Source organism: Maribacter sp. 2-571, assembly GCF_050589625.1.
In the GTDB taxonomy this organism is placed as follows: Bacteria; Bacteroidota; Bacteroidia; order Flavobacteriales; family Flavobacteriaceae; genus Pelagihabitans.
This window is the reverse complement of the sequence record NZ_JBNGOP010000003.1, coordinates 270,746-297,246: the sequence shown is the minus strand read 5'-3', so window position 1 is coordinate 297,246 and position 26,501 is coordinate 270,746. Positions and strand designations below refer to the sequence as shown.

General features: G+C 44.3%; 14 protein-coding genes. 5 read left to right on the top strand and 9 right to left on the bottom strand.

The annotated features are described in order from the left end of the window. Positions 1-796: 796 nt before the first annotated feature. From ACRD7P_RS03885 to ACRD7P_RS03860, 6 genes are all read right to left on the bottom strand, one after another. Positions 797-1,342: a hypothetical protein gene (locus tag ACRD7P_RS03885; protein WP_430906182.1), complete on the bottom strand. Its 546-nt coding sequence runs from the start codon at positions 1,340-1,342 to the stop codon at positions 797-799. 1 nt (position 1,343) lies between these two features. After that, the gene (locus ACRD7P_RS03880; RefSeq protein WP_430906181.1) at positions 1,344-6,944 is read right to left on the bottom strand and encodes a DUF6443 domain-containing protein; all 5,601 of its coding nucleotides are present in this window, start codon (positions 6,942-6,944) and stop codon (positions 1,344-1,346) included. Between the two features lie 39 nt (positions 6,945-6,983). After that, positions 6,984-10,703 (bottom strand): hypothetical protein, encoded by a 3,720-nt coding sequence (locus ACRD7P_RS03875; RefSeq protein ID WP_430906180.1) that lies wholly within the window; start codon positions 10,701-10,703, stop codon positions 6,984-6,986. A gap of 12 nt (positions 10,704-10,715) precedes the next feature. Next, positions 10,716-11,102 carry a hypothetical protein gene (locus tag ACRD7P_RS03870; RefSeq protein WP_430906179.1) on the bottom strand — a complete coding sequence of 129 codons (387 nt, stop codon included), beginning with the start codon at positions 11,100-11,102 and terminating at the stop codon, positions 10,716-10,718. 164 nt (positions 11,103-11,266) lie between these two features. Continuing rightward, complete coding sequence (locus tag ACRD7P_RS03865; RefSeq protein WP_430906178.1) at positions 11,267-11,734, bottom strand: hypothetical protein; 468 nt, start codon at positions 11,732-11,734, stop codon at positions 11,267-11,269. 12 nt (positions 11,735-11,746) lie between these two features. Further along, on the bottom strand, positions 11,747-13,264 hold the full coding sequence (locus tag ACRD7P_RS03860) for a discoidin domain-containing protein (protein ID WP_430906177.1): 1,518 nt from the start codon (positions 13,262-13,264) through the stop codon (positions 11,747-11,749). A 901-nt stretch (positions 13,265-14,165) separates the two neighbouring features. On the opposite strand from ACRD7P_RS03860, the gene ACRD7P_RS03855 reads away from it, so the two are divergent. Beyond that, complete coding sequence (locus ACRD7P_RS03855; RefSeq protein ID WP_430906176.1) at positions 14,166-15,023, top strand: hypothetical protein; 858 nt, start codon at positions 14,166-14,168, stop codon at positions 15,021-15,023. Between the two features lie 37 nt (positions 15,024-15,060). Here the strand turns inward: ACRD7P_RS03855 and ACRD7P_RS03850 are convergent, their stop codons facing one another. Together ACRD7P_RS03850 and ACRD7P_RS03845 are read right to left on the bottom strand one after the other, a co-directional pair. Then, positions 15,061-15,963: a DUF6268 family outer membrane beta-barrel protein gene (locus ACRD7P_RS03850; protein ID WP_430906175.1), complete on the bottom strand. Its 903-nt coding sequence runs from the start codon at positions 15,961-15,963 to the stop codon at positions 15,061-15,063. A gap of 120 nt (positions 15,964-16,083) precedes the next feature. Next, a complete protein-coding gene (locus ACRD7P_RS03845) occupies positions 16,084-19,797 on the bottom strand; it encodes a ShlB/FhaC/HecB family hemolysin secretion/activation protein (RefSeq protein ID WP_430906174.1) in 3,714 nt (1,237 codons plus the stop codon). 58 nt (positions 19,798-19,855) lie between these two features. On the opposite strand from ACRD7P_RS03845, the gene ACRD7P_RS03840 reads away from it, so the two are divergent. Further along, positions 19,856-21,040: a Pycsar system effector family protein gene (locus ACRD7P_RS03840; RefSeq protein WP_430906173.1), complete on the top strand. Its 1,185-nt coding sequence runs from the start codon at positions 19,856-19,858 to the stop codon at positions 21,038-21,040. 3 nt (positions 21,041-21,043) lie between these two features. On the opposite strand, the gene ACRD7P_RS03835 is transcribed toward ACRD7P_RS03840, so the two are convergent. Beyond that, the gene (locus ACRD7P_RS03835; RefSeq protein ID WP_430906172.1) at positions 21,044-23,419 is read right to left on the bottom strand and encodes a GAF domain-containing protein; all 2,376 of its coding nucleotides are present in this window, start codon (positions 23,417-23,419) and stop codon (positions 21,044-21,046) included. Between the two features lie 241 nt (positions 23,420-23,660). Between ACRD7P_RS03835 and ACRD7P_RS03830 the strand changes: the two genes are divergently transcribed. The 3 genes from ACRD7P_RS03830 (at position 23,661) to ppk2 (ending at position 26,501) form a co-directional block, all read left to right on the top strand. Then, positions 23,661-24,560 (top strand): serine/threonine protein phosphatase, encoded by a 900-nt coding sequence (locus ACRD7P_RS03830; RefSeq protein WP_430906171.1) that lies wholly within the window; start codon positions 23,661-23,663, stop codon positions 24,558-24,560. A gap of 70 nt (positions 24,561-24,630) precedes the next feature. Next, on the top strand, positions 24,631-25,281 hold the full coding sequence (locus tag ACRD7P_RS03825; RefSeq protein WP_430906170.1) for a hypothetical protein: 651 nt from the start codon (positions 24,631-24,633) through the stop codon (positions 25,279-25,281). Between the two features lie 371 nt (positions 25,282-25,652). Further along, the gene (ppk2, locus tag ACRD7P_RS03820) at positions 25,653-26,501 is read left to right on the top strand and encodes a polyphosphate kinase 2 (RefSeq protein WP_430906169.1); all 849 of its coding nucleotides are present in this window, start codon (positions 25,653-25,655) and stop codon (positions 26,499-26,501) included.

Genomic DNA, 26,501 nt, shown 5'->3' with positions numbered 1-26,501 from the left:
CAGAACGAATTTCAAATTTCAAAGAACGACAATTGCAACCAATTGAAAATCTTTTAGTTACAACCGGACACTATTGACTGCCAACTACCAACTGCTACTGCGAACTAATAATTGATTAATGAAAAAGACAAGTTCAAAACCAGAAAATACCCCCTAACCACTTTTTACTTACCACTTTTTACTGTCAACTACCAGCTGCTACTGCAAACTGATAATTGCTAATTGGTCATTGCTAATTGCTAATTGCCAATTGAAAAAAGACCGCTGCGCTGAAAGAAAAAAAGTTCAAGTGCGCGTGTCAAGTTCAAACTCAAAACCAGAAAAATACCCACTAACCACTTTTTACTCACTACTAATTACTACCAACTACCAACTGCTACTGCGAACTAATAATTCATTAATGAAAAAGACAAGTTCAAAACCAGAAAATACCCCCTAACCACTTTTTACTAACCACTTATGAATCAACACACCATACATTTCACTACAAACTTTTCCATCTGTATCTCACCCTGAAATATAGGCGACACTGAAGTGTAAGAAAATGAAAGGTAATTCAAAGACTTTTGCATGAAAATGGCAAAACAGGATGATGCATTCAAACCATTTGTCCGTTCTGAATAGTTGTGCGAAACTGCAGATTAAAGGTCGATTAAAACTAAATACGATTTTGGCAATAGCTAAATAAAGCAGTGGATAAAGCACATAGGCCATAATCATTCCAAACCCACTATTGTACCTTTGCTTACTCGGTACGCCACTAGTAAAAGACTAGCGGGAGCGGGGTTTTTCTATATTAATTTATCTCTATTGTACTAAAAGAATTCAACAATATTCTTTGCTCATCTTCGCAAAGATTTATTCCTGACAAATAGAGTTTTTTACCATTTTTTATACTGTCAAAATATATTGCTGTCGATCCATTACCTGCCTTTTTGGGAACACGTATTTTTGGAACATAAGTACCTATTGAATCGTAGTAATAATATTCTTTATGGAAAGTACCTTGGTTTTGGTCAATATGAGGGTATTTTGAGAATATCAGTCTGTCCATTTCAAAACCTATCGAATCTAGTTTTTGATATTCCTTTATATCATTGACCTTAATCGCATAATCCATCGGATAGGCATTTTTACCATAGTCAAAAAATATAGTATCACCTGCACTTGTTCTTATGCCACCCACATATGAATCATAAGATTTCAACTTTAATTCAATCCAGTTTTCAGGCACATCTATACTAAAAACCTCAAAATCAATGTTCTTACTATTTACGTTTGCTGGTTTTTGACAACTATATGTAAGGCTTAGTAATAAAATTAAACATGAGATATTTCGCATACTAATATTGAATTTTGCTATTCTCTAAAAAATCTAGAGCCTGTTGTTTAATAGGTGTGGAGTAATTAGTAGAGCGTTCAGAATCCTTTACAACTCCATCTCCGTCTCCATGAGCTAATTGACCAGTACCATTTCCGCTAACGATTCTGCCCCTGTCTGCACCTGATAATGAGGTTGACCCATTAACATTTGTACTCATTAAACCTTTAATATTATCGTTATGTGGCAGACCCGTGTTGTGGCCTAACTCGTGTTGGGCAACTTCATCAAAACTTCCATCAGCTAAAGTACCTCTTTCTACAGCCGACACTCTGCCGCCAAGCTGCGCTAAACCTACAGGGTTCGACTCATCTCCAGAGCTTTGTGGTATTTCATCAACCAATACTAAGACATGGTCGTTTTCACCGACATCATCCAATGAACTTACAACATTGAATTCAACCGTAAAATCGGTTACATTATCATTTGCAAGTAAGTCTGCTGGAGCAAAGTAAGAATCTGCTCTTCCTTCAAAATCACTCAAACTTACCGATCCGCTTCCTCCACTAAAAATAGTACCAGATAAATCATCGTTTTCACCAGCAACAACCGAAAGAGTCAATGTAACGCTAACATCTCTCTGTACTCTTTTATCAGCTCTCTTTGTATTAGAAACCTTAGATATTATGTCTGGCGGCCCTGGCATCATACCATCAGGATCGATAAAATAAACTGGATTATCAAAGGCATAGTTATATGGCGAGTGCCTACGCATCATCTCTGCAAGCGGGTCGATGTTCATCCACCTTCCCAGGGCCGGGTCGTAGTTCCTCGCGGAAATGTCATACCATTTCAAATCAAGCTCGTCCTGATATTCCTTACCGCCGAACATATACTTTTTCGCAACGGGATTACCAAGGGACAAGACATTGTTGTTATATCCCTTATGTTCCAATCCGAAGGGATAATAGTTCTTCTCAGATATAATTTCCGAAGATGCATCGATCTCTCCGTCGCCATCGGCATCGGTATAGGAGAGCCGTACGTTGCCCAAATGGTCTGTATAATTGTAGACATATTCGTAGTTTCCGTTGGCTACTGAAACATAACCTTCGGAATGCCTAAAAAACTGCAGAACACCGTTCTTATAGATGTAGTTGCCTGCGTAATCTGTCCAATCGGGAGGTAGGGGCTCTCCATCCCTGAACACGTATTTTTGCAATTTTGTACCATCTGCGGTATATGCATAATGGATATCACCTTCTCCCAAATCCATAATTCTTGGTAGATTCAAATGATTGTACTTAATGCTACGGATGCCTTTGTTATCATCACGGATCATATTACCGTTTTGATCGTAAACATAATCGTAGCCCGAAGGATTGCCGTCAATAAATCCAGTGCTCGCACCACTGTCCATAACCGATTGCAATTGGTTACCGGTATAGGTATAGGAAAGATCATCCATTAGGCCAAAGGCCGTAGCACTGTTATTGGTATGTCCATTTCTTTTTAGCTTTTGTATGTTACCGTTTTTGTCGTAGGATACATCGGAGATGTCGTAACGGTTTCCGGTCATATTGCCCGCGGCATCGGTAATCCGGTTGAGCGCGTCGTAGGAATAGGTATAGTACTTCAAAGAACTGTCGTCCACATTAGCGGTGCGCCATTGGGTTTCGGAAATATTTCCGTTGTATAACGACATAGCGCCGTTCTGCGGATTGTTGTAATTCATCCTAAAATTAAACAATTTATCGGTACTTCCCACATCGTTGATGTCCGTAAGCCATCCCCTTACATTGTAGGAGTAGTTCACTTGTTGCAAGCCTCCGGCATTAGGGGAACCACCTACTTTTTTCACTACCAACTGGCCCATTGCATCATAGGTATTGCCCACAATCAACTCCTCCTTACCACTAGAACCCAAGCTTCCCGAGCCGATTCGCAAACGCCCACCGGCCACGATTTCGGAATTGCTCGCCCTTATGCTATTGCTTGCGGTACGTACATTGCTAACCGTTTCCCCGTTGATGATCAGGTTTTGTAACCCCCCATTACCAGTTCCCCCGGCAACGCAGGAATTCCCCAAGGTATCGTCGCCGATACACTGCGTTTGCGACAGTAATCGCCCCACGGTATCATAGGTGAAATTATCGATGGTCACTATGGTATTGCCGTTTCGGATATGGCTCGACCTAGTCTTAATTGGTTTTCCGATAAAGTCCAATTCCATTTCCAGAATATCCGTCGTTGCCAAATAATCGTTTTGGGTGTGGGTATGAATGGCCCTTCCCTTTTCGTCGTAATAGGTACGGGAAGTAATCCAGGAAAAATCCTCTTCCACCCCCAGCACTTTTACCCTCCTTACGGTCGGTAGCCCTTTTGCGGCAATTTCACTAATCTGTACAGGATTCGTTCCCCCCAGGGGAGTGAAGGCCGATGGTGCGCCGCTACCATGGTCTAAATAGGTATCGTAATAGTCCACCGTAAGCAGTTCGCTTACCGTTACTTCAGCATCGGGGTCGGCATTGGGGTAGGCGCCATTGTTGTAAAAGGCCTGGCCCCCGCCAATGGTATTGGCGGCCGTGGTACGGCTTACCCAAAGCGCCCCGCTAAACGCATCTGCCTCCGCTTGTATATCGGCCCTAGTGGTACCGTCCGGGGCAGTCGCCTTTCCGGTATAGGCCACACGGCCAAAGGCATCGTATTTGGTAAAGAGCCACTCATCGGAGTCGTTGTCTTTTTCCCTTTGGTTAGCATCCTGCGTAAGGATGGGCTGGTCGAGCCGGTTGTATACTATGTACTCTACGCCTTTACCGGGCAGCTGTTTTTCTACCAAGCGATTGCGATGGTCATAGGTATATTGATACCCCAATACATCCATTTCGGTGGAATCGCCCTCCATTTTTGGGGGCAGTACGTACGTGAGGTTTCCAAAATCGTCGTATACGTAATAGGTATCGTGCCGTTCTCCGTTGTTATAAGTACGCTTTAATACGGTCCTACCTTCTTTATCGACAAATTCTTCGGTGGTATGGTCCGGATCATCGGCGATGCCGCTATGGTTTTCGTCGCGGATAACGTTTTTATAGAGTGTTCCCGCCCTGTGAAAGCCCGGTTCGGCAACCAGGCTGGCAACATAAGTATTTTGTAGCGGAGTATTGGGTGTATCAACGCTAAACTGTTTTACTTCATCGGTAATAGTGTTGGTTTGGTAAGCAAACGCGATTTCGTGACCATTTCCGATTTTCCAGTCCTTACCTGGAGCGGCCTGCTTTTCCACTCTGTTTAATGGGGAAGACTCGAACTGTTTTTCGGAATAGGCATTAATTTCCTCCAAGGACATCCCCAAAAAGTCGGCGTTATAATTGTTCTGATAGTAGCTTTGGGTCTGCCGGGCGACATCCCCGGTCTTAAAACGACCCTTTGGCTGACGGGATTCTGCGTACGGCAACCATTCCTTTGCTTGTCTGCCGTAGGCATCGTACCCAATATGGGTAACAATGTCGGCATTGCCCACAGGAGATTGCCCAATGGCATTGCTTTGAATCGGACGCCCCAAACCATCGAAATAGGTAATGTTCTGAACGTAATCGGCACTCTCTTCAAATAGGGTCGCCGGAGTGTCGGTAACCGGATTTTGATAGGTTCTGCCGTACACATAGTTATAGCCGCTGGGCGCCAAGGGTACACCGGCTTGCACCTCAACGGTGACAGGATTGCGCAGTATGGTAAGGTCGGCAACGATATCGCTGGTTACCTCACAGCTATATACCCCAGCATCGGAAGGGATAAGGTAATCGATAACAAATTCCGGGGCATCCGGAGCACCGGATACGGGAACACCATCTTTTAGCCATCGGTAATGGTTTTGGGCTCCGCTTACTTCGGCGGTCAGTGTTAGGACACCTCCTTCATTTTCCGAAAGGGTCTCGATTTCGCCTACGGGGGATTGGTTGGAGTATTGAAAGTTTGTAATATTCAAATAAGCAGGGTATTCTCCCTCAAAATCACCATATTGGAAATCATTTTCATTGATGTACAATGTGCTCAAATTGGTTAAAACACTTAAATCAGGTATATCACCTGAAACACTGTTATCATTTAAATATAACGAGACCAATTCTGACAGATTAGTCAAGCTTTGGGGAATATTCCCGGTCAGCCGATTCCCGTCCAAACGTATTGTTTTAATAATATCCAAGTTCCCTAAACTAGAAGGTATGCTTCCGGTTAAACGATTCGAATGAACTTGAAGCACTTCTAATTTGTTAAGAAGACCTATGTTCTCTGGAATGACACCTTCCAGGCTATTATTATAAAGATTAAAAAACTGAAGTTCTTGTAAGGATTCTATACTGACAGGTATCGATCCGGTTAACTGGTTGGCGTTAAGACTAAGATTTCTCAACTTTTCACACTGCCCAATATCTTCAGGTATTACTCCCGAAAACTGGTTGTTTTCTAAATGTAGATCTTGCAAATTAGTTGCCAATACAACATTTGAAGGAATGGAACCCGAAAGCAGGTTGTCATTTACATATAGATGAGCGAGCTCTGGGAAAGAAAAAATGCTTTCTGGGATATTTCCGGTTAGTTGATTGTTAGCAAAGTTAAAATATGAAATTTTGGATTGGCTGTTATAGTTGGAAGGTAATTCACCGGTAAATTGATTGTAACTCAAATCAACTGCGATCATATTTGGAAATTCCATTATGCTTCCAGGAATCACCCCTGTTAATGAATTATTTTCTAAAAATAGAAAAGTAAGAGATGAACGCTGTTCGGGAACTGAACCTGACAAATTATTTCTGCCGAGATGCAAAAAAACCAAATTTGGTAGCTGAAAGAGCTCCATTGGGATGGATCCAGAGAGTTGATTATCGTGTAACATTAGATATTCCAAGTTGGTGAGATTTCCAAAACTATCCGGTATGCCACCATTTAGTTGATTGTTTTCTAGATAAAGTAGCGTTAACGAACTTAACTGACCTAACTCTTTCGGTATCTCTCCGGTAAGTTGATTATTATTCAGGTATAGACTATACAAATTTCTTAGTTGACTTAAACTCTCTGGGATTTCCCCTGTAAATCTACACCTCCCTAAATTTAATGATGTCAAGGAGGACAGCTCCCCAAGCCATTGTGGTATTGATCCTGCATATTCGGTTTGCTGTAGATTGATATTCCGAAGATTGGTCATGCTCCGTAACACTTGTAAATTGCCGGAGAGTGGATTTTTACCTAAACTTAGCGATGTCAGGTTTGCCAACTGTGCTAAATTATCCGGAATGCTTCCAGAAAGTTGATTGTCGTATAAAAATATTGACCTTAGATTTATCAAATCCCCAATACTTTCGGGAATGGTACCAACTAAGTTATTTCGACCTAAACTTAAATTGTAGAAATCCCCATTATTTATGTTCACCCCCTCCCAATCCGAAGTCACGGGTCCGCTAAAGTCCCAGTCGTTGTCGGGGTCGTCGTCGTTTTCACTGGTCCAGCCCGGGCCTCCCGTGGCATTGTAAAAATCCTGCAACGCCTGTTTTTCCTCTGGGGACACTTGGGCCACGGCAACGCTACCGGTTAAAAGAAAAACGAATAGTAAAAATAGATGCTTCATATTGCAATGCTTTAATGCGGTATGGTTTCGTCGGAGACCTTATTCTATGATCGGGTTTTTATAGGCATATTCATAGTCGTTCAACAGGTTGCCATCGGCGTCCCTTACGGCCTTTAACCTATTCTGTTCGTCATATTGGTAATATATGGTGTAGCCCCGTGGGTCGGTCATGCTGGTGATGCCGATCAAGGGATCGTAGGTATAGGTGGTCACCATGGCATCGGGTAACGCTTCCCGTAATGTTTGCTGGGCATTCCGCAACTGTTGTTCGGCACAGCTACCCTGACTACAGTGGTCATTGTCCGCTTCGGATAGGTCCCGTAGCTGGCTTTCCAGGGCAAGGATGTTTTCCTGACCCATATTCTCGATTTTGGCAATAGGGTACTGGTCGTTATAGCCCCACAGCATTCGTTGCTGAGGACCATCTGCCTTTTTGTACTGTAGCATGTTTCCCTTGGCATCATATTTTTGTACCACACTTTGCAAAATTAGATCGCCTTCTCCCTTGGCGGTCCGTACTTCGGTGAGCAATGTGTTTCCCGCAGTTTGATCGGCGCTGTTGCCGTACCCGTACGCAACAGTGGTTAGAGGGGCGGCATCTCGGTAGCGTTCCTCCCGTACTATAGTAGAAAGCTTGTTTTCGTCAAGTAAAGACACTATACCGTTCTGTTGGGCCACTTCATCATCATAGGGGTAGAAGACAAAATTGCTTAGCGCTTCCCTTTCATTGAGAATGGTGGTGGTAACTTCATTGTAATGGGTGATGGGGTTATAGACATATTCCGTTTCCGTTTTTGTTGTTTCCCCCTCTAAAAATTCTTTGGTTTCGGTACTAGAAAGCAAGTATTGATCAAAAAAGTCCTCTGGTAGTTTATGGTAAAAGTACTGGTTGAACCGGGGTATAAAATTGAGGTCGACCTCATTGGTAGTCATAAATTTTGCAAAGAACGATACATCCGAACTGCCGCGATACGCTCGGTAAAAATTTCTCTTTTCAAGAACCAATTCATCATTTTCGTCATAAACATACTCAAAGTCCAACAGGCCGTTGGTGCCCTGCGAATTGGAACGGGGCGGGAGGCCCAAAACAATCGCATTTCGAATTTGAACATCGTATTCAAAACTGGTCGTCGATGCATAGGTAAACGGTTTATCGGACCAACTTTCCGTAAAATACTGGTTCTTGCGGTTTTGGAACACCATGTCCCTTCTACCAAGACTGTTCCCTATCGAATCTACTTTTCGTTCCTGCACAAAGGAATACCCAATATGCGACCCCTGCGCGCTCTGGGTATTGCCCAACTCATTGGTACTGGTAAAGGACACCCCCTGCTGCGAATAGGAATGGGGATTATGGGAATGGTACCCGTTTGCAGAAGAGAAAAAGATCAGATCGTCCATCAATATGCCTGAAGACTTTAGGCCGTTGATCCCTTCCAGAAAGTCATAGGAATAGGCCGTTCCGGTAAGATACTTCCCATCAGAATCCCTATTTACAATTTGTTGTACCCGTGCACCTCCGATCTCGAAACGCTCGAAAAAGTCGGTCGGATCAGAGTTCTCGTTTTCATAGGTATAAAGTGTTATGTTTTCAGGGTTTAGGTCATTAAGAGGAGCTCCCGAAGGTCGCGTTTTCATCACCCTGTACGTACCCGGACCTATTAAAGCATCCTTTTCTATATACCTTGGGGGGTCTCCAAAATTGGGACATTCGCTATAGTCTATCAGCGGAGTCATTGCCCCTGTCAATGTATTTTCGATAGCGTAAAAGTTCCCTGTGTACGAGGGATTAATTTCTCCTGTAATATAACGGACCGTTCCGTTGATATTTACCCGTGAAGGAAAATCAATGGTAAAAACCGTTCCCATTCCCAAACTGGTTTCAATGGCATCGCCCTGTACCGGTGGAGGGAGGTTAAAGTAATTGTAAGAAGGGTCGTTGGCATATTTTAAATATTGGTAGGTAAACCCGTATCGGCTTTCATCGACCATATCGGTCCAACGCATTTTGGTAGTTCCGTTGATGTTAATCTCCTCCGTTACGGTAAAAGGCTGCACAACGGGCAACACTACATCATGGGGTTCATAGCTAATTTCAGTGTATCCTTGGGTCGGATAAGTCACTCTATTCAACAACCCTTTTTTACCAAAATCAAAATCACTTTTTCGTATTCCACCGTTCATCTGTAGAAAATATTGACCGGTAACTAATTTATCCGCGAATTTGGTAGACACAAACCTGCCAATGGTAGGTACGATATTCGTATTTGGTACGCCGTTATAAAATCCCCAAAAATCGATACTTCTTGAATCTTTTGGTGGCAGTTCGTTACTATCCAAATAATCGAAGGTGTAGGATCTTTCGTTGACATCCACCCCTTCCAATTTCAACCTTAGAAACCGTTCTTTTAAAGGGTCTTCCAACTTATCATCGTTAAAATAACCTGTATTGAAGGTCACGGTTTTTACCGGGTTTCCCAGAAAATCCCGCACGACCATAGCGTTCAGTTTTTTACTTCTATCGGGGTCGTCGTAATTAATGATCATGTCTTTTATCTGCAGGGGTCCTATCTCAAATTCTGAAGTGTTGGGGTACCCTGTAAAGTCTTTTATAAATGCCAACGTACTAAGGTCTTCACGAGCTCCCAACTCAAAATCGATACTACCAAAATCGCCTGAAATCTGAGAAAGATATTGATGTTGGAGCACCGAAGTAAACCCTATAGGTTCTTTATTGATCAAGTTGTTCCGGTACTCGTTTACGATCAAACCTGCATTACTATCCCGTTGTTGCGGGGCGGGAAAGGTAAAAGAAAGCCCATCGGTATAGGAAAAGTTAAGTACGTTTCCGTTGGGGGAGACCACGCTATCCAAAAACCAGCCGGTAACCACCTCTTCGTCCTCCTTATTCTTATCTCCCCTGATCTCTACCAAAAAACCGGGATAAGTACCCGGACCTTTACTGCTACCGAAACCTTGATCTCCGTTGACAGGAGCGAAAGTTGTGCTCTTTTCCTTGGACGAAAAGGTATAGGTAAAACCTTGGTCGTCCACAATGGTGAACGTCATACTGGCCAAATTTAGGGTTATCACAACGTTATTGTTATTGAAAATTTCCGTAGTTATGATGTTTGAAGCCCCCTTTTTATTTAAACGGAATTTATAGGTAGCCCCAAAAACGTTGGCCTCGAAAATGTCGGGTTGGGTGTCCACTTCGGCCGAAGCCTCTACTTGAGAAGTCTGATTGAAACTACCGAATACCCTATACAGATCATCAATAGGTACGCTTGGGGTAGATGACCCCGTGGCTGGAGGGGGAAGTTCAAAAAAGTTATACAGGTAACCGCTTTGGGGAACCTGAATGGATGTTCTGTCCGGCCATACATCCCTAGCAGGAGTATTGTCAAAATCGTCCCCTCCATAAATGGTCCTGCTGATGGCGAAAGATGTAGAAAGGTTCCAGTTAAGCCCTACCCAACCCGCATCCTGTGATACCCGAATTCCGAGGGAGTTATAACTGAGGGATATCGGTATTTCTTTACCATCAAAAACCAGCGTATGTAGGGGAATACTGATGTTGGCTTTCCCATTATAAGGACTCGCCTGAAATTCACCATAAGTACCCAAAGAAGATACTTCCGGTGTTTTTGGCGTGTGTTCCTTAAAATAAAACGCACTTACGTTCGAATTTGGCGTTGTTTGGGAAACACCTAATGTACAAACCAGTAGGGAACCAATAAAAAATATCGTTTTTTTCATAGTTACAATAGATTAATAACAAGGAATCACATGATGATAAAGCCGGGTCTCAAACTTTAAATCGGTCTGCAAGTCGGTAACCTCGCAAAAAACCTTGGAAATATATTTCTCAGTATCCGTTGGGCAAGGATACTCCAACCAGAACGTATCGCCGCTCTCTTGGTCAAACGATTGCCCATACACCCTCCATTTGAATGCATAGTTGCCAGACCCGCCATACGGATGTACCTTATAATGAATTGTAGGCGTAGCACCTTCTGTATACTCCAAAACCGTAATGACCGCATCAAACTTTAGGTGTTTGCCAGTTTCGCGAGGTTCCGCCCCCAAAGTGGCGACGTTGGAAGGAGGTACAAAACCTAAGGTAAGCGCAATTAAAAACAATACCGGTAATTTCATAATGCTATTTTTTTATTTGGCATCTTCATTAAACTCCCTAAAGTGTCGTACTTCCGGAATTAATCAATACGTTAAACAAGTTCAAGAACACCATTTTCATTACTAAACCCATTTCTATATTATTAATGGACTTAAAAATTTCAATTAACACGAATTTCACGGCCTTATTCTTGCGCTGCCGCTCCTTTCATTTTCGCCTTTACTAACGCGATACGATCTTGGATCTGTCGGCGCTTTTGATCATGTATCAAAATATATCGGGTAAGCTCTTCTACCTTTTGAAGCAACAAGCGGTTCATTTCCTCCAAGGGCACGCCCTGCTCCGCTACTTCGGCCGCGGATGGGATATCCGGCAAATGCCCGTTCCGTTGAATATGTAGGGCCACATCTTCCAGGGAAGGAAGTTGGTACTCGGGCCTAAAAACAAAGTCGGGCCAATTATCGCTGTTCAGGTGCGCTTCCCTGGCGCGGACGATTCCCCCGACCGCCAAACGGTAATCCGGTTGGGCGCTTGTGCCAATGCCAACATTGTCGGAAACATAGGATATGGATTCCCCGTTGGCCGTCCAGTATTCTTGGGCAGATAGGCCGATGCCTATTAGTAGAAAAAAAATTGTCGATAGCTTTTTCATCCTTTCAAATTTTTATTGTCGGCTTTCCAGCAAACGGAGTTCTTCTTCCAACTGTTTTTGCAACGCGTCCTGCTCCAACATATAAAGCGTGAGTTCCTCGATTTTTTCGAGCAATATTTTGTTCATTTCCCCCAAGTGCACCCCATTGGCCCTTACCTCGGCTTCGGAAGGCACGTTCATCAAGTGGCCATGGGCATCGATATGTTCCCGTACTTCTTTAAGGCTTGGCAAATGGTAATGTTGCCCGAATACGTAATCGGGCCAGCTATCGTTGTCCACCACTACCTCGCGCGCATGAATGGTGCCGTCGACCGCCAAACGGTAGTTCGTCTGTGCACCGGTACCGATGCCGACATTGCCCGTTGCCGTGCCCGCCGCATTAAAATCGATCCCGTTGGCCCCGGTGGTCCAAGGGGAACTCCCTACGGGACCCGTTCCGCCACCCGTGCCACCATACACCTCAACTTCGGCCAGGGAAAGAAAACTACCCGTACCGCTGACCAGGTGCACCATAACGTAGCGACCGTTTACGGTAAGTCCGGAAAACGGTTGTTCGTCGCTACCGTCCAGGGTGATCCCCAAATCGGTATAGTCCGCGGGATCGGTACTGTCGGCAGTACCAACGTACACCTTTGCGCCGTTCAAACGGGAACCGCAACAGTCGGTGCGGTTGAATATTTTTATTTCGGAAATATTAAAAGCCTCCCCAAGGTCGACCCGCCACCACTTTTGGGGCTCGTCATCATCGGTATGGGTGGTCGAACCATTATTACGGACTCCGTCCGTATTGCCATCGACCGCGTTCGAGGCCCTGCCCAATGTAGCAGAACTATAGGTGCTCGACTGTGTTGCCGGCCTGTTTAACGCCAAATTCGTACTACTTGTGGTATTCGCCGCCGTCGAAAGCGTTACGCTATTGCTATTGCCACTGACATTCCCCGCGGCGTCCACGGCGCTTATGGCAAAGGTGTAGACGGTATTGGGGGCAAGGCCGCTAACTTGATAATTGGTGACATTTCCCAGGCTTACAGGGTTCCCTCCATTGGTGAGCAACCGATACCCGGTAACCCCTACGTTATCGGAAGATGCCGACCAGCTGAGACCTATGGCATTCGAGCTAATATTATTGGCCGCGAGTCCGGAAGGCGCCGTGGGAGCTTGGGTATCGGCACTATTGGAGAGCGAAATATCCAAGGTTACCGAACACCCGGCATCGGAGGTTATGGTATAACGCCCCATATTGTTTGCCGAGGCCGTAAACCCGTAGTTGTCGTTTCGTACCGTACCGCTGGGAGTGGTGATGGTTACCGGAACACTGTTAGGCAATCCGCTTAACATGAGGTTTGCGCCGGAATCCACGGAAATTCCACTTTCCCCGCTCAACCATTGTCCATCGATGCGATATTCAGTAGTTAAATCGGAACTGTCGCATTGCGCGACTGCCCGATATAAAAACCCCGTAATCAGAAGTAAAAGGATTGTACCGAAAACGGCCTTTTTTGACTGGCGAACTGATAAATTTTCTTTCATAATTATGGAAAAAGATGATATTGATTTCTTACAAAACGCGATTTAAAATAATTCCCCCTTACCGCCGGGCCGACTGTAAGGGCTTTTGTAGGTAATTTCCTTTAAACCCTGTAAAACTATGGATATATGACCTAAAGCATCGATTAAAAAAGATTATCGACGTATTTTCTCGATTAAAAAACCTACCGACCGGGAAAGATTTTTTTTTGTACTGTTAAATTTTATTTTCCAATAATGGGAAAAAACCTGTTCCCGGGCCGCTACTGCTAGTAGCGTTTCTACCAAAAAAACTTTAAAGAATCTTTTTATTTTCCTACCCCTCTGGATGATACGGGCGGCGAATAAAAATATCTGGGGCTCCATCAGCAACACACTTGTAAAGATCGGTGGATCCACTGCACAAAACTTGCAGGGAACGAAATTTCGCCATACACAAAATTAAAATCACGGCTTGTTCGGCAATAAAACGTACTATGGACCGGTAATTGAAAAATGACCGCCACGCGTAAGGAAAAAAGACCGAAAAAGTTCAAATGCAAGTGTCAAGTTCAAACTCAAATTCAAATTCAAATTCAAATTCAAATTCAAAATAAGAAAAATACCCACAAACCACTTTTCACCAATCACATATTGTTAATTGCTAATTGATCATTGTTAATTGATCATTGTTAATTAAAAAAAGACCGCTGCGCTGAAAGAAAAAAAAGTTCAAGTGCAAGTGTCAAGTTCAAACTCAAAACTAGAAAAATACCACTAACCACTTTCCACTCACCACTAATTACTAATTACTTCCAACTGCGACTGTTTATTGTTAACTGCTGATTGCTTATTGGTCATTGTTAATTGCTAATTGAAAAAACCGCTAACTTTGCCGTTGTTCCGCGTTTCCATACTTTACCATATGACGAAAAAATCGCTTCTCCCTGTGCTCATCTTGACCGTTTGTTCCAGCTGTACCAACTACGGCCAGCTGACTTTTGTCACCAAACTTCCCAAAAAACTGGACGAGAACTCGGGTATCATCCATATGAAAGACAGTACCGTGTGGTTCATACAGGACGGCGGGAACTCGGACAAATTGTACCAAGTAGATTTTGAAGGGGATATTCGGAACGAATTGGAAGTAAAAAATGCTAAAAACACCGATTGGGAGGACCTGACAAAAGACGATGAGGGAAACGTGTATATCGGCGACTTCGGCAACAACGACAGTGACCGTAAAAACCTCGTAGTGTACAAGGTTCCCAATCCCGAGATCGAGAAAGGCGATAAAATAGATGCCAAAAAAATTCGTTTTCGGTACCCCGATCAAAAAAAATTCCCACCCAAAGCAAAAAAGCCCCAATTCGATGCGGAGGCCCTTTTTTATAGAAAAGGTTTTCTGTATATCATTACCAAAAACCGAAGCTCCCCTTTTACGGGAATGGCAAGAATTTATAAGATTCCCGCACGCAAAGGCAATCACAAAGCTGAATTCGTAGGAGCCTTTAAAACCTGCGATTCCGAAGCGCAATGCCGCGTAACCGCAGCGACCATATCCGATGACGGCAAAACCATTGTGCTATTGAGCAGCGGAAAGCTATGGGTATTCACCGATTTTACGGGCGACGATTTCTCCAAAGGTACCTTAAAGACCATCGATCTAAAGGCAACCTCACAATTGGAGGCCATTTGTTTCCTAAATGAAAACACCCTGCTTATTTCCGATGAAGAACGTTCCAAAACCGGGAGAAACCTATACTCCTACTCCCTTGATTAAACACCTATCTGTCGCAATGGAATACCGGTTTTCGGACTCAAATTTTAAAACGGAGCCCGGTACGCAAGGATAGGCCATGGGAGTCGTCCAATAAAAGAATATTGTCCTTATCACCGTCGCGAAGTTGGAGGTTCCTCGAAATAATATAGGAAGAACGCAGAAAAAATTCCAGATGTTCGCTAAAATGAAACTCGTACTGGAGTCCCGCCAAAACCAGGGACATATTAATGCTCTCGGCATTTTGTCCGGAAAGCAATGGCAACCCGTCTTGGATGTTGGCCGTAAATCCATCCAATTGCAAATTGGCCTTTAAACGCTGCCGTTCGGAAAGGTGGTATTGTAAATTGGTCCTCGGTACGCCCAAATTATAGGACCACTTCGGATGAATTTTTCTGTAGTAACTTATAAACGGTAGCGGATACGGGAACCCCCTGTTGCCACCGTATGATAACCCTACAATTAGGCGGAACGGTTTTTCGATGGTTTCATCTGCTTTTTTGTCCTTTATAAAGACCAAGTCTCCCGACAGCACCGCATCATCGAATCCTATTTTTTTTGCCGAGAGATTACTACTAAATCCTGGAACGATACGTGCGCCAAAACGCCAATCCTCATTTATTTTGGTCGTGTAGCCGATGTTAAAATCAAAAATTTGAAACCCATCGATCTGTTCCTTGTCAAAAGGGCGTTCTTCATCGCCCAAAATGAGGTTGATATTGCTATAATCGAGACCAAGGAGCAAATAACTTCCCTTACCGTCCAGCTGGATCGGGTAGTTGAACAATGCCCGAGTGCGGACAAATTCAAGTTCGGATGATAAGGAAGGAAGATTGGTATATTCGATTCTGGCCAAATCGGACAACTGTCCCCAAAACAAACCGGGAAACAACAAAAAGCAGCCGATAAAAAAAGTCTTTTTAAAGTAAAACCACCTTCTCATACACCGAACCCGTATTGAATTGTTTTTTTAACCCTATCAGAGGAAGCAGTGCGACCAGAAAAAAATATAGGTATTTTGGAAAACATTGTTGCGCTATACATAGGACCGGGCATATTAAAATTAAAATCCAAAACCAAGTCCGAATGCGAAGCGTAGACCGTCGTCACTCCTAAACAAGGCGGCCCGTATGGAGGCAACATTTGCGGCGTTCAGAAAAAAACCGCCTCCGTAGGACGTTTGCCATCGCCCCGAATCATCGTTCGGCTGCCACACCCTACCGTAATCAAAACCGCTATAGATACCATAGGCGGTAGGTAGGATTCCCGTGTTCAAACGGCCAAGACTGTAGCGCAGATCGGTATTTTGGTAGTAGGCCGTTTTTCCGGTAAAGCGCTGGTTCCGGAATCCCCTTAGGCCGTCGGTACCGCCAATGCTGGCCGCTTGGTAAAATTCATATCCGTTCCCGATATTAAAGTGTGCCTTCCATTTCGCGGCCAATACCAACCGTCCATTGCCCGACAACCGATGGTCTATGGACAACGATGGGTTTACATAACCAAAAGTGTTACCTGACTGCGTAAGGTTACTTTTGTACCCGACCAATAACGAAGTGGCCATCCCCATGGTCGGGAAGGCAATGTTATCCCTGTTCTCATACGAGTACTCGGCCGCAGCGCCAAAGAAATCGTTCTGGGTCTCCGCACCGTTTTCCTGATAAAAGGTATTGATAAAACGATCTGCCGTTTCTTCTACATCGATGGACTCGTAGGATACGCCCGTTCTAAATTTTGCCCCTAACGCCCCTCTCCATACCAAAGCCGGAGAAAAGGATAGGCTCTGGATCTTTACCCTATTAAAATTCAAGCCCAAATCATCGTCAACGTTGCCGGTTTCGTTTCCAAAACCAAAAAAGTTGACGGAGAAGTTGGGACTGGTAAACCTAGCGGCAAGTTCGAGGTTGGCCTTTCCTAAAATATTGGCGAACTCCCCTTTATATCCCAGTTCGAACCCGGCGGTAGCAAAATACAACGCCCCATCGAACTGGTGTTGTTGGGTAAAGGGATTTTGCGAAAACCCATTATAGGTGTAGGTGTTGGTTGCCCCAATTTTAAGCCCATCGTCCGGATTAAACCCGATAATGGGTAGCATTTGATTGGTACTCGCCCGTAAGGCCAAAGGCTGGTAAGTGTTCAGCACATAATCGTCGGTGCGCTTCACCTTTGCCCTGCTCACATCTTTAAAGGTGTTCTTTTTTGACCTATAGTCGTACACCAAGGTTTTGGCACCCTCGCCCACTTCATAAATATCGTTGTTCTGACCACCGACCAAACGTACTTTTATTTTGCTCCGACGGGTTCCCTTTACCTCAAAACGATCTTCATCGTCCAAACCATAGATCCATATTTCCTTGGTTACATCGGCATGGAACACTTTATCAAAAAATTTCTTTTTCTTTTCCCCATCAATGGTTCGATAGGCTTTTACCTGTGTTTGGGTAGGACTCAAATACTCTATTTCGAACCAATCGTCCTTATCCGTTCCGGTCACCACGCCATACTTGTTCAAAATCCGAAAATAGGTTTCTGCGGTCTCCTCAATGTCCTGGGCCCTGGACAATAACATCCGTTTGATTTCCGATACCGTTTTCCCCCTGATTTCTTCGGGAAAGGCTTCAAGTCCCTTGTCAATAGCTTCCGGCGTCAAATTTGATTTGATGGCTTTGGCCTGCTCCAACCATTGTTCCCTAGTGGTTTCGGAAAGCAATGCATTATCGAGCACATAGGTTTTTGGGGAGGCGTTAAATCCCTTTACATTTCTAATATGGTCATCAAACCCTTCCATAAGCCGAAGTGGCGGAACGAACCGTGTGGCCAGGCCCATGAAAAGTCCGTCGCCCATAATGGAGTAGGCCATGTCACGATCTCGGGGTACAGGCTTATACACTACCTTATCGCTACCCTTCGTCTTGAACCGCGCCCAACGCCACTGATCCACGTGCCGGTCCCAATCGCCCAGCACCATATCAAAAAGCCGTGCGCGGATATAGGTTTCCACATCTACGGAATACCGCTCATCGTCCCGAAGGTCTTTGAGCATATCATCGGTACCGATAAGTTTATCGGAAAAGCCAAAGGACTTTTGGTCTCCGTGCTTGTCCCCCGTATGTTCTTCGATCATGTATAGTTCATCGCCAAAAAGAAGGTTAAAATCTTCCAGTGCCGGTTGTTTGGGCACATAGTAAAGTACCGGGTTGGTATGATAGATATCGATAGCATCGGCCAAGGGCCCTATGGTAAAGGGTGCGTAGGGGTGCCCACCGGTATAAAAATCCTCCATAAATTCCTGTAGGTAGGTATCTTCCAGATCCTTGATAATGTATTGGTCTTGAAACACCATGGACTGCAGGTAGAGCTCGGACTGTTTTCGCAATGCCCGCATCACGTACTCCCGACCGTCCTTATCGCGCAACCGCAATGACTTGGACTGGTGCCCCCCTCCTTTGCGAACCGGAACCAGTCCGCCGAAAAGCGTATCCAATCGTACCGTAGGGGCGGTAACCTCGGTACCGTAATACTTGCGATAACGTTCGCCCCATAAGGTCTTGAAAAAACTACTTTTATCGATTTCCTCGGGCGTGTATACGGATGCCTTAACCGTTGGCGGAAAAATGGTATCGTATTGGTTTTCGTTAAAAAAACGATCTGGCGGTAATACATCGGTCTGGAACAAAAGGCTTTTCTCCGCCGTATCGGAAACACCAAAATAGTCTACTTTGGAAGACCCGTCGGCATATACGTCCAACACGGCGTACCCGCGGTTTCCCGTTGAAAATTGGCTCCCGCCCAGCAGTCGCGTTATTCCTTTTTTAGCACCGGAACCACTTACGATCTGCGGGGTATTGTTTTCGACGATATATTGCAAGGTATGCTCGTGGCCCGATGTAAAGATGACCTTATCGGAGTATTGTGCAAGGGTGACCAAGCGGTTTTTAAACTCTCGGTACCGTTTGTTCTGTACATCTTCCGGCGAGGCTCCCGAGGTTTTACGCAATAGGTTTACAAATGACCCCAAAATGGGAAGCGGAATCTTGCTACTGCTGGGATACAATTGTTTTTTAACGGAAAACTGCCCCCCGTGCGGGCCATAGGTAAACATGGGATGGTGGGTGGCAATAATCGTCGTTTTCCCAATATTCTTTTTAATGGCGCCCTCTACCGCCTCCCAAAAAACGGTTCGGCTCTTTATCGCACATTTATCGTTCATAGTCGGATGCCTGTTCCAGTCGGCCAGGTACCATTCGCTATCGATAACGATCATTACCGTTTCGTCGCTGACCTTCACGACTTCCAAGGGACATCCATTTTCCGGTAAAAAAGGGTTTTTCTGAGCGAGTTTTTTCTTGATGTAATTCTCCTGCCGTTCCAAGCCTTTTAAACCTTCATTGTACCAATCATGGTTACCGGGAATGAACAAAGGGCGCCCCTTAAAGTTCTCCAAAGTATTCAGCTGGGCGTTCAAGTGGCTTTTCGCGATACGGTACGCTATCGTAGAATCTTTTTTTGAGGGAAGGCCTGCCGGATAAATGTTATCGCCCAAAAAAATAGCGGTACTGTTCGCTTTGGCGTTTCCCAGTTCCGATCGGAACGCTTCGAGCACTGGATTCATTCCCCCGATAGGCGACTTACCGGCGTCCCCTATTAAGTAATAGGTATGGGCCACCGTTTTTTTCGAGGAATCCGCTACCGTTTTCCGCTCCGTTTTATATTTGGATTTGTAGGTAGCACAACCGGTCAAGAAAAGTACCGTTGCGATTATTACACAATATTTTTTCATATTCAGGGTCCTAAGTATAGAATTTTGTATTTTCAGCTATCCTTAGCGCCAATAATTTATGTCGAACATTGTTGAAAAAACCAAACTTTTTGCCACCGACCTCCTTACACATCAATTAGACCCAAAATTCCGCTACCACAACCTTCGTCATACGCAAAGGGTTGTTAAAAATACTAAAGAATTACTGGATTTTTACAAACTGGATGCTAAAGAAGAGGAATCTATTTTATTGGCCGCTTGGCTGCATGATACAGGGTATACCAAAGGGCCGGAAAACCATGAAGCCGAAAGTTGTTCAATTGCTAGCGCATTTTTGGCAAAGGAAGGATATCCGGCGGAAAGCATGGAGAAAGTAAGTGAGCTGATCATGGCCACCAAACGGTATTACGAACCAAAAAATTTGGCGGAACAGATCATCAGGGACGCCGACGCATCACATTTTGGCAATGATACCTATGCGCAAACATCGGAGCAGTTAAGAGAAGAACTTTCCTTATTAAAAATTGCCGATTTCAGCACAAGTTCCTGGCGGAACGCCAACATTCAAATGTTCGAGGCGGAACACCAGTTCTATACCGACTATGCCAAGGAACATTGGCAACCCAGAAAGGAAAAGAATTTAAAAAAACTTAAAAAGGACCGCAAAAGCGAAAAAGAGATCGCCAAAAAAGAAAAACTAAAGGCGAAATACAAAAGCGAAAGTCCGGACAGGGGCATTCAAACCCTGTTCAGGGTTACCTTAAAAAACCATTTGACACTTAGTGACATTGCCGATACTAAGGCAAACATTCTGTTATCCGTAAATGCCATTATTATTTCGGTGGTACTATCGAACCTGATTCCCAAACTGGATAACCCGTCCAACGGCTATTTGATCTACCCTACGGTAATTTTTGTTGTTTTTAGCGTCATATCGATGATTTTGGCCGTTCTGGCCACACGTCCTAACGTCACTAGCGGTACATTTAATAAGGAAGATGTCAGCAATAAAAAGGTAAACCTGCTATTTTTCGGAAACTTTCATAAAATGAGCTTGCCCGACTATGAGTGGGCCATTCAGGAATTGGTCAGGGACAAGGATTATATTTATACCAGCCTTACCAAAGACCTTTACTTTTTGGGACTGGTGTTGAACCGGAAGTACAATATCCTCCGCCTTACCTATACCATTTTTATGATGGGCATCATTATATCGGTAATCGCTTTTGCGGTAGCGTTCCACTTTTATGGGCCAGTGCGATAAAGCTCACACTTTTAGTTCCTCCATAAGATCGTCGTAGGTGTAGGTGCGCTCGGACTCTTTATCCTTTTTGTATAAAATTTCCGCCCGAATCGCTTTAAGTCCCGCCACTCCTTGCAGCCCTTCCAACTCCACGATTTCGACCTTTCCGGTAAAATATCCTTTTGATTTCAGGAACTTGATGTACCGTAGGTATTCGATCTCATCGCTCTTTTGGGAATACACGATAACCATTTTACCGGTTTGCGTAAGCCGCTCGTTGGTGCCCTTAACGTAGGACTTATCGATCCGTTTCTTTATAATTTCATAGCGCGCGTTGTAGGTTCCATCGACATCGAAACGCTTTTCGTCCATTCGAAAGCGAATGGAGAGCGAGGTATTGTACACCAAAATGAGCGAGGCAACGTCCAAAGGTACGGGCAATAAAGGTTTCAGGGCATAATGGGTGTTCTCCATCTCGCACATCACCTGTAATTGCCATAACCGTAGATTGTTCAGGTACAACGGATCATAATCGACACCCTCGGCGATACTTTCCCCGATATACATATTATGCTCGATACCATCGGTTTTATATCGTTCAAAAAAATGTGGGAACATTTCCTGTGCCGCTTCCTGTTTTTTATCGATCAAAGAAGCCAGCTTTTTATTGATGGTCATTACGCTTTCATCATAATTTCGACGATGGTCGTAATAACTGAGTGTTTCCGAACTGATTTTCGCTTCATAGGTCTGCACCGCATGGTACAAGTCCGCATCCAATTTTTTTAAGTGCCCGAACACGGGGTTGATCTCCTCGGTAACAAAATTAAAGATGGCCTGTTCACTATTGGTATGCAAGGTATGTTTTACCGCATCTACATGGTTTTGCACCCTGAAGATCAGTTCGTCATAGATGGGAAGCTTTGTTTTATCCAAGGCCAAGGCCAGTACCGTATTGATCTCGGATAGCTGGATCATTAAATCGCGCTGTATGGCCAAGTTTCTTGCGTGGGAGGAGTCCTTGATATCGATTTGTCCGTATAAGGGATTTACATCCTTGAACACTACTTCCTTAAATGAGGGTTGTAGGCCTTGAAGGCTGTCCTTTATAAAATTCTTTGCCTCTTCCTGAAAGCGCCAATATACCGAGGAATGCACAGAGGTACATTCGTTTTGGATTACCGCATCGATCAGGTTTTCTTCTTCCGCTTTCGACCGTAGTACCGCCGTTACGATAAACGGCATAATGTCTTCCAGCTTGTTAGCGTTAACACTATTCAGTTCGTTCCTGTTCGGAGAACCTAGTTCTAAAACACCCAACAGTTCCCCATTGTTGGCTATCGGCGCAAAAATAGCGCTCTGGTATCCGGCTTCTTTAAGGTTTTTATAAGGTGCCTTTCCCCCGGACAGCTTGTAATACTTGTCCACGTCCGAAACGGCAAAATAGATATTGTCGTCCAACAGGTTACTGTACGAACTGGAACAGAGCACCGTTTCGCAACTGGCCGATTCCTCGTTACTGAGCAATACGCTTTCAATACCATGCCCATGCACCCGTTCAAACCGTTTTTCCTTTGGATTGTAGGTGGCAAAACCGGACGAAATATCCTTGATGTTGAAAAAAGACCGGAAGGTTTGATCCAACTCCTCCATAAAGTTGGTGTCACCCCGTTTGTCATTGGCGATCAAACCGGACTTTATTTCCGAAATCGAATGTTCCAGGGTAACATCGAACATGTTGGAGATAACAAACCCTTTTGATATAAAACTACCCGGAGGAATTTTCTCCTTCCAAAGGTCAAGGTCGTTATAGTTTTCCAACAAGCTGTCGATTTCCGCGCTAGAAAGTTCTTTTGCCTTATCCGTCGGCAGAATTTCTATAAAATCGGCGTTATATAAAATGCGATAATGCCGCATAACCCCTTTGCTATCCGGTATATCATAGAACATCGGTTTTTTAAAATCGACGGGGCAATCATAATACAAGCTTAGGACAACCGTAGACGCCAACACGTAATACATATGGTCCGATAAGCTTCGCAATTGCGGTTTAAAGGCCTCACCTCCGGCGTCCCTTAAAATTTTTTGAAAGCGTTTGGACGAATTAAATACCGTATCGTCAAAAGCTAGGGAAGCTGTTTTTATTTCATTATGGGTCAGTACTTCGGAAAACGTATCCTGTAGGATAATCCGAATGACATCTTCATGTTTTTTCAACAGGGCCGTATCGGTAAACCCTTCCCGAAGTTCCGGATAGGGCTCCTGGGCCTTCAGAATGCGTTTTGCCTTTTTGGCCAAAAACACATCGTCACTTTGGGCCATAACATCATATTGCTCCAACAGCTTGTTGAAACTGATACATTGTAGTAATGGGCTGTCCCGTTGTTGATCTGTAGTCATTCCAAAGTATTAGACGTCTTTGAAGGGATAAAGTTACAAAACATCTCCCCAAATTTTGTTAAAGGAAACCTTATGCCATCTTTGGCTTTTTTCGCATATTTACCCAAAGAAAGGAAAAGTGCTTTGTTCGGCATCAAAAAAATCATTGAACTACCATAAAATCGGCCAAAGTCACCCGATTAAAAGCCACTTGTAACCAACATACCTTTCTTTCCAATAGTTTATAACGCATCGTATTCCTATGTCCTCAAAAAAGCGCCTCTCCAGAGCTTACGAACATGCCAAAACGGTGCCTTTTGACGACAACTCCAAGTTCATCCTTTTTAGCGATTGCCACCGTGGGGACAACAGTTTTGCCGATGATTTTGCGAACAACCGCAATATTTACTTTCATGCCCTCAAACATTACTTTAACGAAGGCTTTCATTATTGCGAATTGGGCGACGGAGACGAACTTTGGGAAAACCTTCATTTTGAATCTATTTTTAAGGCACATAAAAACGTTTTTAAACTACTTCAAAAGTTTCACCTGCAGGAACGGTTGCACCTCATCTGGGGCAACCACGATATGGTATACAAAGACCGGGAATACGTAAAAAAGAACCTCTGGAGTTTTTTTGACCCCGTAGAAGGTCGGGAAAAACCGTTGCTTTCAGGTATCGAGTATCAAGAAGGCGTGGTACTCAAACATGTTACAACCGGCCAGGAACTTTTTTTGGCACACGGCCATCAAGCGGATTGGTGGAATTACACTTTTTGGCGTTGGGGACGTTTTTTGGTACGGGTACTCTGGAAACCCTTACAGGTTTGGGGAATAGCGGACCCCACAAGCCCCGCCAAAAACTACAAGGAACTGATAAAGGTAGAACGGCGCATCAAAAAATGGATCTTGGGCAAAAAGCTGTTGATTACCATCGTGGGGCACACCCACCGCCCCCGATTTCCCGAACCGGGCGACATCCCATTGTTCAACGATGGCAGCTGTGTGCATCCCAGGAGCATTACCGGAATCGAAATCGAGAACGGTGCCATAGCGTTGATCAAATGGAACATTATAACTTCGGAAGATGGCACCCTTAAAGTAGCCCGTTCCGTGTTGGAAGGCCCACAAAAGCTCAGTGCGTATCGCCTTGAGGAATAGTGGCACCCTGAAGCGGGCAACTCCAAAAGAGAAATTGTATATTTAACCTGCAAATCCGAACACCGACCTTATGAACAAAAACGCTTTTTTAGTATTCTTTTTTTCGCTTTTCCTGGTCTCCTGTTGGAAAGACAAAAGCCCGGAAGACCTCATCCGGCTAAAGGAACAATTTAAATCCCAAGTAGCGACCTTTGAAAAACGCAAAGAAACCGCCAACAAAAACGTAGGCAAAGGATTGGCATCGCTAGGTGCCCTAAAGACCGCGTTGGAAGAAACCAAGAACGAGGACAAGGAATTTGCCAAAGTATATGGTGATTGGGAAAAAGTAAACAAACGGGTAGAACGTTTGAACAAGGAATATGAAGACCTGAAGACCAAGGCCGCGAACCTTTTTACCGCGATGGAGACCCAGACCAATAGTTTGAGCGACGAAAACAGTAAAAAAACCCTTTTGGGTGCTATTGAAAAAGCGCGTACCAAGTATAACGGCACCTTGGCCAATACTTCCAAGGCCATCGAAAAGTTACGCCTGTTACACGGCGATGCCGTTGAAGTGGTCAAGGCGTTGGAAGTCGCGGCGGCCCTAAACAGCTTTGATAACATCAACAATGAAATGAAAAGTATCGAAGGCCGGGTAGAAGGCATTATGAAGGAGTTGAACGTGGCCGTTGTGGAAAGCAAGAAACTGTACGAAAAAAAGATTACGGAGTTGGCAGAGTAAATGCAAAACGGGACTACAAAACCCGAAAACCACCCGTGACATAGGGCATTTTTATGCAAAATACGCCAAGCCCGAACCAGTTCCCCAAAAAATTAATACCATTTTAACTTTGAAATCGCGCGTATGGAAATTGAATTATTTTTTAGTTGTTCGAGGCAAAAAATGGAAGCATAGCCTTAGCTACGGTTCTATTTTTTAACGAAGAACAGCTGAAAAAGAAACGATTTATTAGTGCTATTTCAAAGTTAAAATGGTATAAGGTACAAGGGCAGATAAGCCTGCACCAACGCCTGTTCGTTTTTCGCTTACCGATGTAAAAATCGGTTCGGTTCGAAAGCACGGGGCACCAAAAAGAGATAAACCGACTACGTATGACCTTTGATGGAAATGATCTGGAAAAAGCCAAAACCCGCAAAGCGCTTCTAGCCTTGGCCAATGAGGACGATGGGGCCGTGGGGAAGACCCTAAAAAAAATCAGGTACGAAACGGAGCTCTCCCTACTGCAATCGGAATTTGTAAACCTCCAAAAACATATCGCCCGGCATAAAATGCGTGTGGTCATCCTTTTTGAGGGAAGGGACGCCGCAGGAAAGGGCGGGGCCATTAAACGGTTCAAGGAACATCTGAACCCCCGATCTTCAAGAGTTGTCGCACTTAGTAAGCCAACGGCGGTAGAAAAAGGACAATGGTATTTTAGAAGGTACATCAAAATGTTGCCCAATCCCGGTGAGATCGTTTTTTTTGATCGCAGTTGGTACAATAGGGCTGTGGTAGAGCCGGTTATGGGCTTTTGTACCAAGGAACAGTACGCTCGTTTTATCGCCCAAGTTCCCGAGTTTGAACACTTGCTTTACGAGGACAACCTGAAGATCATCAAGTTTTGGTTTTCCATATCCAAGTCCGAACAGCACAAACGCTTCGAAGCGCGCTTGAACAATCCCTTAAAAGAATGGAAGTTCAGTCCCGTCGATAAGAAAGGACAGGAGCTTTGGGACGATTACACCCATTACAAGGAGGAAATGTTCAGCAAAACGCACTCCAATTTTAGTCCTTGGACCATTGTAAAGGCCAATAACAAAAAAAAGGCCCGGTTAGAAAGCATGCGATATGTACTATCGCAGTTCGACTATGAAGGAAAAGGGGCTTCGGATATTGCCCTACTGCCCGACCCGAACATTATTATGCGCTACCACAGGAGCGTTATCCAAATAGACACTTAA